Below are 8,215 nucleotides of genomic sequence, written 5' to 3' on the forward strand. Positions count from 1 at the left end.
CAAGATGGCCAAGAGCACGCTGGACGCGGGCTGGGCCATGCTAAAGACAATGTTGGAATACAAGAGCCATCAGGCCGGTGTTGTCTTTGAGGTAGTGGGCGAAAGCTATACAACCCAAACTTGTTCGTGCTGCGCAGTTATTCCCGCCAGCAGTCCGAAAGGTAGAGCAGGACTTGGAATAAGAGAATGGACTTGCAGCGAATGTGGCACGGCACACGACCGGGACACGAATGCAGCCAAGAACATTCTCGCGGCGGGACATCGCCGTCTGGCAGCAGGAATCACCGTCCTTTAGGGCGGGGAGGATGTCAAATCGTGCTGGGTTATGCCCTTGTTTGGCGTGCTGCGGCCGGCGGCGGCCGAGCCTTTTTGGGCGCCTTGATGAACATGACATTACGACATTACGACATTACATTACGCCATGGACACTGCCACTCTCTACCACCGCCGCGATCTGGTACGCATAGCCACCCATGCCATGACCGAGCGAGGGCTGGAGCCCGAGTTTGGGGCCAGCGTGCTCCAGCAACTGGCGTCGATTACCGGGCTTGGCCAGGATGCGGACCCTCGCATCCTCGATCTCACTGCCCTGCCGTGGTGCTCGATCGACAACGATGACTCGCGTGACCTCGATCAGCTCACGGCCTGCGAGCCACTGGACGGGGGCGCGGTGAAGATTTGGGTGGCCGTGGCGGATGTGGATGCACTGGTCAAGAAAGGATCGGCCATTGATACGCACGCGCATATCAACACCACCTCGGTCTACACCTCGGCGCGCGTGTTTCCGATGCTGCCCGAGCGCCTGTCCACCGACCTGACCTCGCTCAACCCGCACCAGAATCGCTTGGCCATCGTCACTGCGATGGTGGTCAATGCCGAAGGGGTGGTCACCCATTCGACCGTGCAGCGCGCCCAGGTGCGCAACCAGGCCCAGCTGGCCTACGACGCCGTGGCCGCATGGATCGAGGGCACGGGCGACCTGCCCGAGGCCGCGCGCGTTGTGCCCGGCCTGGACGCGCAGCTGCGCACGCAGGACGCCGTGGCGCAGACCATGCGCGCGCGCCGGCGCGCCGAGGGCTCGCTGGAGCTGGAAACCTTTCAGCCGCGTGCGGTGTTCGATGGCGAGCGTGTGGTGGACCTGCACCAACAGGAGCAGAACCGCGCGCGCCAGCTCATCGAAGAATTCATGATCGCCACCAATACCTGTACGGCGCAGTTTTTGGCAAGTCACGGCGGGGTCTCGCTGCGCCGTGTGGTGCGTTCGCCCGAGCGCTGGCTGCGCATCGTCGAGGTGGCCAAAAAATACGGTGAGGCGCTACCCAAAGAGCCCGACTCACGCGCGTTGGAGGCTTTTCTGGCGCGCCAGCGCAGGGCCGACCCGCTGCGCTTTCCCGACCTATCGTTGGTCATTATCAAACTCATGGGCTCGGGCGAGTACGTGGTGGAGCACCCCCAGCGCGAGCCGATTGGCCACTTTGGTTTGGCGGTGCGCGACTACACACACTCCACCGCACCCAACCGCCGCTACCCCGACCTCATCAGCCTGCGCATGGTCAAGGCCTTGCTGTCGGGCGCGCGCTCGCCCTATGGCGTGGCCGAGCTGGAGGCGCTGGCGGTGCACTGTACGCACCAGGAGGACGCGGCGCAAAAAGTTGAGCGCAGCGTGCGCAAGTCCGAGGCGGCAATGTACCTGCAGCCCTTCATCGGCCAGACTTTCGATGCCATCGTCACCGGCCGCAGCGACAGCGCCACCTGGGTGCGCACTCTGGCGCCTCCGGCCGAGGGCCTGTTGTTGTCTGGAGAGATTTCGCTGGACGTGGGGCGAAAAATTCGCGTGAAGCTGGTGAGCGCGAATGTCGAGCGCGGTTTTATCGACTTTGAGCGGGTGACATAAGAGTTGGCGCTGCCTTACACGCTTGCAGCTTGGTGGTGCCCGCTGCTACCGGGATCCAGTGGGACAGCGGCTGGCAGCTTTGATCCACGCACAGTTCATAGTCGCGGACAAATTCCGAGCGTGCCAGTACCAGCGAGCGGCGCCACGGGTCGGCGATGTGATAGTGCCAGACGCCGTCCTGCAGCACTGCATCGGGCGGCGGCTCCATGCCCGCGCCCGAGCCGTGGATGCGCGCACCGCTGAGCAGTAGCCATGCGCCGGCGATGACGTAGTCTTCTTCCCAGGCGGTTTTTTCAATCGAGTGTTGCCAGCGCAGGGTGAAATGCGTGGTGGCGATGGCCGCCGCGCTGGTGGGCGGGGGAGCGCCGGCTGACAGGCACAGTGCCGCCACCAGCCCCACCACCGTTGCTGCTGCCATGGGCGCTACGCTCCGCCCAGAGCCGTGGTGCCACCGCCGGTGCTGCGCCGGCGCAGCAGGTGCCAGGCGACGAGTGTCGCTGCCATGGCCAGGCCGATTTCGTCGGTCAGCGGCAGTGCCGTGACCAGAAAGCCTGCGGCCAGCAGTGCCCAGAGGCGTGCCAGCCATGACAGTGGCGTCAGCCAATAGCCAATTGCCGCACCGCCCCAGAGAACGATGGCAACGACGGCTTTGAAAACCACGTAGCCGGTGTCCACCCAGCTGCCGCCCTGCAGCATCAGCGCCGGTGCATACACCGCCATGTAGGGGATGACAAAGCCGGCAATGGCAATGCGCATCGCCTGAAAACCAATCTTCATCGGCGAGGCGCGCGCAATCGGTGCGGCGGCAAAGGCGGCCAGCGCCACCGGTGGCGTCAGGTCGGCCATGATGCCGAAGTAGAAGACGAACATGTGCGAGACGATCAGTGGCACGCCCAACTCCAGCAGCGCCGGCGCCGCCAGCGAACTGGTGATGATGTAGTTCGGTATCGTCGGAATGCCCATGCCCAGCACCAGGCACACCAGCATGGTCAGCACCAGGCTGAGGAACAGGCTGCTCTGGCCCAGCTGGATGATGGTGCCGGCAAACAGCGTGGCCGCGCCAGTCAGTGTGAGCACACCGATGATGATGCCGACCAGCGCGCAGGCCACGCCCACCGGCAGCGCGTGCTTGGCGCCTTCAGCCAGTGCGTTCAGCGCCATCTTCAGTGTGCTGCGCCCGCCCTGGACGAACCACAGCACCACCGCCATGCCCAACGCCAGCGCAATGATGGCGCCAATGCCGTATTGGAAGAACGACGAGGCCGCCAGCCCGATCAGTACCCAAAAAATGATCTGCAGCACGCGTGTGCCAAAGCGCTGTGCCATGGCGGCACCAAAGATCAGCACCACCGTCAGCGCCAGTCCGACCATGCCGGAAAAAAGCGGGGTGTAACCCGAAAATAGCAGCCACACCAGCACCGCCAGTGGCAGGATCAGGTACCAGCGCAGGCGGATGGCGGTCCAGGGATTCGGGCACTGGTCCTTGGGCATGCCCAGCAGACCCGCCCGACCGGCTTCCAAGTGCACCATGACAAACGCCGTGAAGAAATACAGCATCGCCGGAATGGCGGCGGCCTTGCAGATCTCGACATACGGCACGTCGATGGTCTCGGCCATGATGAAAGCCACCGCGCCCATCACCGGCGGCATGATTTGTCCGCCCATGCTGGCCGTGGCTTCGACGCCGCCAGCAAAGTCAGCCTTGTAGCCAAAGCGCTTCATCAGCGGAATGGTGAACTGCCCGGTGGTGACCACGTTGGCCACGCCTGAGCCGTTGATGGTGCCCATCAACCCCGACGACACCACGGCCACTTTTGCCGGACCGCCCTTGGCGTGGCCAAAAAGGCCCAGGGCAAAGTCGGTGAACAGCGTGATCATCCCGGCCTGCTCCAGAAAGGCGCCAAACAGGATGAACAGGAAGATGTACGACGAGGACACATAGGTCGGCGTGCCGTAGATGCCCTCGGTGCCAAAGCCGAGCTGGCCGACGATCTGGTCGAGCCCGTAGCCGCGGTGTGCCAGCACGCCCGGCAGGTATTGGCCAAACAGGCCGTAGAGCAAAAAAGTGGCGCAGACCAGCGGCAGCGCGATGCCCATGATGCGGCGCGCGGCCTCGAACACCAGTGCAATCACCAGGATGCCGACCAGCATGTCGGTGCGGGTGAGATCGCCGGCGCGCTGCACCAGATCGGCCTCGAGTACCCAGTGGTACAGACCTGTGGCAAAAGCCACCGCGCCCAGGCCCCAGCCCAGCCACTGCTGGCGCAGCGGCGGGTACAGCACATAGGTGACCAGCAGTAAAAAACCGACGTGTACTGCGCGCACCACGCTGCTCGATAGCGGGCTGAAGGCGGCGGTGACGATCTGGAACACCGAAAACGCGACGGCCACCCAGAACAGCGCACCGACAAAGGCTGGCGCGCCTTCGTCAGGGGCCTGCAGCTGGGCATCGGCGGCGGCCTGCACCGCCATCGGCTGCGGGGAGGCTGTCATTTCAGGATGCCAGCTTCGCGGTAGTACTTCTCGGCGCCGGGGTGAAAGGGCACAGTGGTGCCCTGCATGGCCGATGCCAACTGAATCGCCTTGGCGGCGTTGTGCGCGGCAACCAGCGTGGGCAGGTTCTCGAACAGGCTCTTGGTCATCAGGTAGGCGTCGTCATTTGATACGCCAGTGTGGCTGACCAGAAAATTGCGGATCGCCACGGTCGGCACATCGCTGGTCTGGCCGTCGTAGGTGTTGGCCGGGATCATGGCCGCTTGGTAAGCGGCGTCACCGACCTTGGCGACGACGTCGGCGGGCACCGGTACCACGACGATCTTGACGCTGGTGGCCAGATCGCGGATGGATGACACGCCCAGACCGGCGGACTGTAGCGTCACGTCGAGCTGGCGGTTCTTCATCAATTCGACCGATTCGCCAAACGGCAGGTATTCGACCTTAGCAAAGTCGGCATAGCTTAGGCCAGCAGCTTTGAGGATGGCGCGGGCGTTGAGTTCGGTGCCCGACTTGGGCGCGCCCACCGAAATGCGCTTGCCCTTCAGGTCGGCCATGGTCTTGATGCCCGAGTCCCCGCTGGCGACGATCTGGATGTAGTTGGAGTAGATGCCGGCCACGGCGCGCAGCTTGGTCAAAGGAGCGTTAAAGCCGGCCTCCTTGTCGCCCTTCCAGGCGTCTGACAGCGAATCGGCCAATGTGAAGGCGATCTCGCCCCGCCCGGCCTGCAGCAGGTTCAGGTTCTCGGCGGAGGCCTTGGTGGCCTGCACCGTCACCTTGGCTGCGGGCATGGCCTTGCCGTAAATTTGTGACAGCGCTACGCCCATGGGGTAGTACACGCCGCTTTGGCCACCGGTGAGGATGTTGATGAATTTCTGCTGCGCCAGCACCAACGGGCTGAAGGGCAGGGCAGCGCTGCCCAGAGCACCCAGAACCAGGGTGCGGCGCGAGACGGGAAGGCAAAGTGGCGGCATGGGGAAAGACCTCCGAAAAATTGCAAGGGGGTTCCAGCCAGGAGGCGCGCTCGCGCTCTGGTGGGGCAGCGACCGACCTTAGCCGTGCCATGGCAGCCGGTCTATTGGTAAGCACCCTGATACAGATCAGGGAATGGTTGAACTGAAGGGGTGCTCAGCGCAGCACCAGCACCGGCACCGGGCTGAGGCGCAGCAGTGCAGTGGTGCTGCTGCCCAGCACCAGCTGGCGGATGCGCGAGTGGCCGTAGGCGCCCATCACCAGCAGCGCTGCACCTTGAGTCTTGAGCAGTTTGGGTAGCGCTTGCTCAGGGTCACCGGCCAGCAAGGTGGTGGTCACGGCAAAGCCGGCGGTGTGCAAAACGGCTTGCGCCTGGCCCAGGGCGGCATGGGCTGCGGTAGTGTCGGCGGCGGCCATGGCGATCAACGCTGGCAAGCCTTGCAGCAGCGGGCTGCGCGCCACCATGTCCACCGTTTTACGCGCTGTGTCGCTGCCGTCGTAGGCCAAAACAAAGCGCTCGGGCGGGGCAAACGGCGCTGCGGTGGTGACCAGGATCGGGCGCTGGATGGCGCGTACCACGCGCTCCAAATGGTGGCTCAGGTAGAGCTTGCGCGGGGCATGGGCGCTGTGGTTTTCGCCCAGCACACACAGGCGTGCGTCGGCTTCCAGCGACAACAGGGTGTCCACCAAGTCGCCGTAATGCAGGCTGTGCGTCACGTCCGGTACGCCGCTGCTGCGGGCACGCGCGCAAGCACCATCGAGTATCTGACGGCCCACTTCTTGTGCGATTTTGTAGCGCTGCGCGTCCAGGGTGCTCAGTTGCTGTTGCAGTATTTCTTGCGCCTCGGTGCCCAGGGCGCCGCTGTAGTCGCCCACGGGGGGCATTTCGGTGGTCTGGTTTAGCGCGTGCAGCAGGTGCAGTGGCGCCCCTAGGCGCAGGCTGGCCCAGACCGACCAGTCGACCACGGCAGCCGTCGGGGGCAGGCCGTCAACGCAGGCATAAATTTGGCTCATGGTGTGGCTCCTGAGGTGGGGTGCATGCCCTTTGTATAAGGGCTGTAGGGGTAGTTTGAATGAAACAGGCTGCAAATGCTTTATCAGTAAGCGCAAGTAGCTATTGTTTTGGTGACCGTCAGGCTCGCTACCATTGGCGCTTGCCCCCGCCTGCGAGCGGCGTATTTCTGACCCACCACCACCATGCCTCTTTCGTCCGCAGGGCCAGCCCAGCCCCTTGTTTCTATACCGCCTCCTGCTGTCTGGTGGGTGGTGTGCCTGTGCGCCCAATGGTGCCGTGTGTGCGGCGAGTACCGTCTGCTGTTCGATGCGCTGGCGCAACAGCTGCCGCAAGCACGCTTTGTCTGGGTGGATATCGAAGACGAGGATGAGGTGACGGGCGATTTGGATGTGGAGACCTTTCCGACGCTGCTGATTGCCGATGGCACCCATGCCCGCTTTCTGGGGGCGCTGTTGCCGCAGGCGTCGGTGCTGTCGCGGCTGCTGGCCAGTCTGCAGACTGAGCCGCCCCGTGCGCAAGCGGTGTCGGCTGTGGCCCAAGCAGTGTTTGAGCGTGTACGCGCAGCATATGCAATTTAATTTGATAGCTATTAGCGCTTGTCAGTAAAGCGCTTGAGGTGCTTTTGGCTTGTATTCATGATGCAAAAAATATCGTTTGATGCGTCCTCGCTGCAGGAGCTGTGCGACGGTGGCGCGTGGCAGCGTGGGGTGCCGCTGCAGCGCCAAGGCGCCGTGCGGCTGCTGGAAGTGACTGCGCAGGACGACGATGCGTGCGATTGGCTGGTCACCGGTCTGGTGCAAGGCACGCAACGCCAGCCGTATCGGGTTTCGGTGCAGCTGGAGTTGTTGTCCGATGGACAGGTTAATTGCTTTGAGAGCACCTGCTCCTGCCCGGTCGGCTTCGATTGCAAACATGGCGTGGCCTTGGCGCTGGAGGCGCAGCAGGGCGGTCGATCCGCGCTGAGTGCAGTGCAGCTGATCGGGCAATGGCAGCTGACGGCGCAGAAAGAAAAGGAAACCCTGCTGCTGCATTGGCTGCAAGACCTGGAGCGCGCCAACGCCCAAGCCTTGCCGCCACCGCCGCTGCAACCCAAGGATCGGCATGAGCAGTACCTGTATGTGCTGTCGGTGGGTGAAGATAAGCCCTCCCAGCCCACACTGCGCTTGCAAGCCATGGTGTCTTACATCAAACGCGGCTGCGCCTGGGCCAAGCCCAAGCGCATTGCGGTGCAGCCGGCGCCCGGCCAGGCGGCCTACGACCGCGCCAGTGAGTCCGAACGCACGCTGCTGCAACTGCTGGGCGCCTTACCGAGTTGGCACAGCGTCCAGAGTTATTACTACAGCAGCATCGACAGCCTGTTGTGCGTACTGCCGCAGGGCAGCGTCGGGCAGCAGGTGTTGCAGCAGGCGGCCAGCACCGGGCGCCTCTTCATCAGCCTGAACGATCAGCTGTCGGATGCGCCGGTGCAGTGGGGCGAGCCGCTGGCGCTAGACTGGACGTGGAAGGAGGCTGCGCCGCCCGGCGCCAAAGCGAAGGGCCAAGAGAAGGGCCAAGAGAAGGGCCAAGAGAAGGGCCAAGAGAAGGGCCAAGAGAAGGGCCAAGAGAAGGGCCAAGAGAAGGGCCAAGAGAAGGATAAGACCGACAGCAGCTGGTCTTTGCGCCCGAAATTGGCCCAAACCAGCGCCAAGCTGTGCTTGAATCATCCGCCTTTGTATCTGGATGCGGCGCGTGCGCTGTGCGGGCCGGTGGAGGCCGGATCGCTCAACTCCGGCCAGTTGCAGGCGCTGCTTCGGGCGCCGACGCTGAACAGTGAGGTCGTGAAAAAATACCAGACCGAGCTG

At 63.6% G+C, this 8,215-nt stretch carries 8 protein-coding genes; 4 read left to right on the forward strand and 4 right to left on the reverse strand.

Features of this window, described 5'->3' with window-relative positions; translation table 11 throughout:
• Window positions 1-295 (forward strand): RNA-guided endonuclease InsQ/TnpB family protein (locus Q390_RS19745; RefSeq protein WP_037473401.1); only part of this gene is annotated, 295 nt, incomplete at its 5' end.
• A 126-nt stretch (window positions 296-421) separates the two neighbouring features.
• Window positions 422-1,894, forward strand: coding sequence for an RNB domain-containing ribonuclease (locus Q390_RS0116810; RefSeq protein WP_027997106.1), 1,473 nt, complete (start codon window positions 422-424; stop codon window positions 1,892-1,894).
• Here the strand turns inward: Q390_RS0116810 and Q390_RS18865 are convergent.
• The 4 genes from Q390_RS18865 to Q390_RS0116830 all read right to left on the reverse strand — a co-directional run bounded on the left by Q390_RS18865 (window position 1,869) and on the right by Q390_RS0116830 (window position 6,373).
• A complete protein-coding gene (locus tag Q390_RS18865) occupies window positions 1,869-2,312 on the reverse strand; it encodes a DUF1850 domain-containing protein (protein ID WP_084153981.1) in 444 nt (147 codons plus the stop codon). The two genes, Q390_RS0116810 and Q390_RS18865, sit on opposite strands and share 26 nt — an antisense overlap.
• A 5-nt stretch (window positions 2,313-2,317) precedes the next feature.
• Window positions 2,318-4,387 (reverse strand): TRAP transporter permease, encoded by a 2,070-nt coding sequence (locus tag Q390_RS0116820; RefSeq protein WP_211250510.1) that lies wholly within the window; start codon window positions 4,385-4,387, stop codon window positions 2,318-2,320.
• The gene (locus tag Q390_RS0116825; RefSeq protein ID WP_084153982.1) at window positions 4,384-5,361 is read right to left on the reverse strand and encodes a TAXI family TRAP transporter solute-binding subunit; all 978 of its coding nucleotides are present in this window, start codon (window positions 5,359-5,361) and stop codon (window positions 4,384-4,386) included. Before Q390_RS0116825 ends, Q390_RS0116820 begins: the two co-directional genes overlap by 4 nt.
• 154 nt (window positions 5,362-5,515) lie before the next feature.
• Window positions 5,516-6,373, reverse strand: coding sequence for a universal stress protein (locus tag Q390_RS0116830; protein WP_027997109.1), 858 nt, complete (start codon window positions 6,371-6,373; stop codon window positions 5,516-5,518).
• 183 nt (window positions 6,374-6,556) lie between these two features.
• Here Q390_RS0116830 and Q390_RS0116835 point away from each other — a divergent pair, with 183 nt between their 5' ends.
• Both Q390_RS0116835 and Q390_RS0116840 read left to right on the forward strand, forming a co-directional pair.
• Window positions 6,557-6,952, forward strand: coding sequence for a thioredoxin family protein (locus tag Q390_RS0116835; protein WP_027997110.1), 396 nt, complete (start codon window positions 6,557-6,559; stop codon window positions 6,950-6,952).
• Between the two features lie 57 nt (window positions 6,953-7,009).
• The coding region (locus tag Q390_RS0116840) for an SWIM zinc finger family protein (RefSeq protein WP_027997111.1) at window positions 7,010-8,215 on the forward strand (1,206 nt) is incomplete at its 3' end.

This window comes from Simplicispira psychrophila DSM 11588 (assembly GCF_000688255.1).
Taxonomy (GTDB): domain Bacteria; phylum Pseudomonadota; class Gammaproteobacteria; order Burkholderiales; family Burkholderiaceae_C; genus Simplicispira; species Simplicispira psychrophila.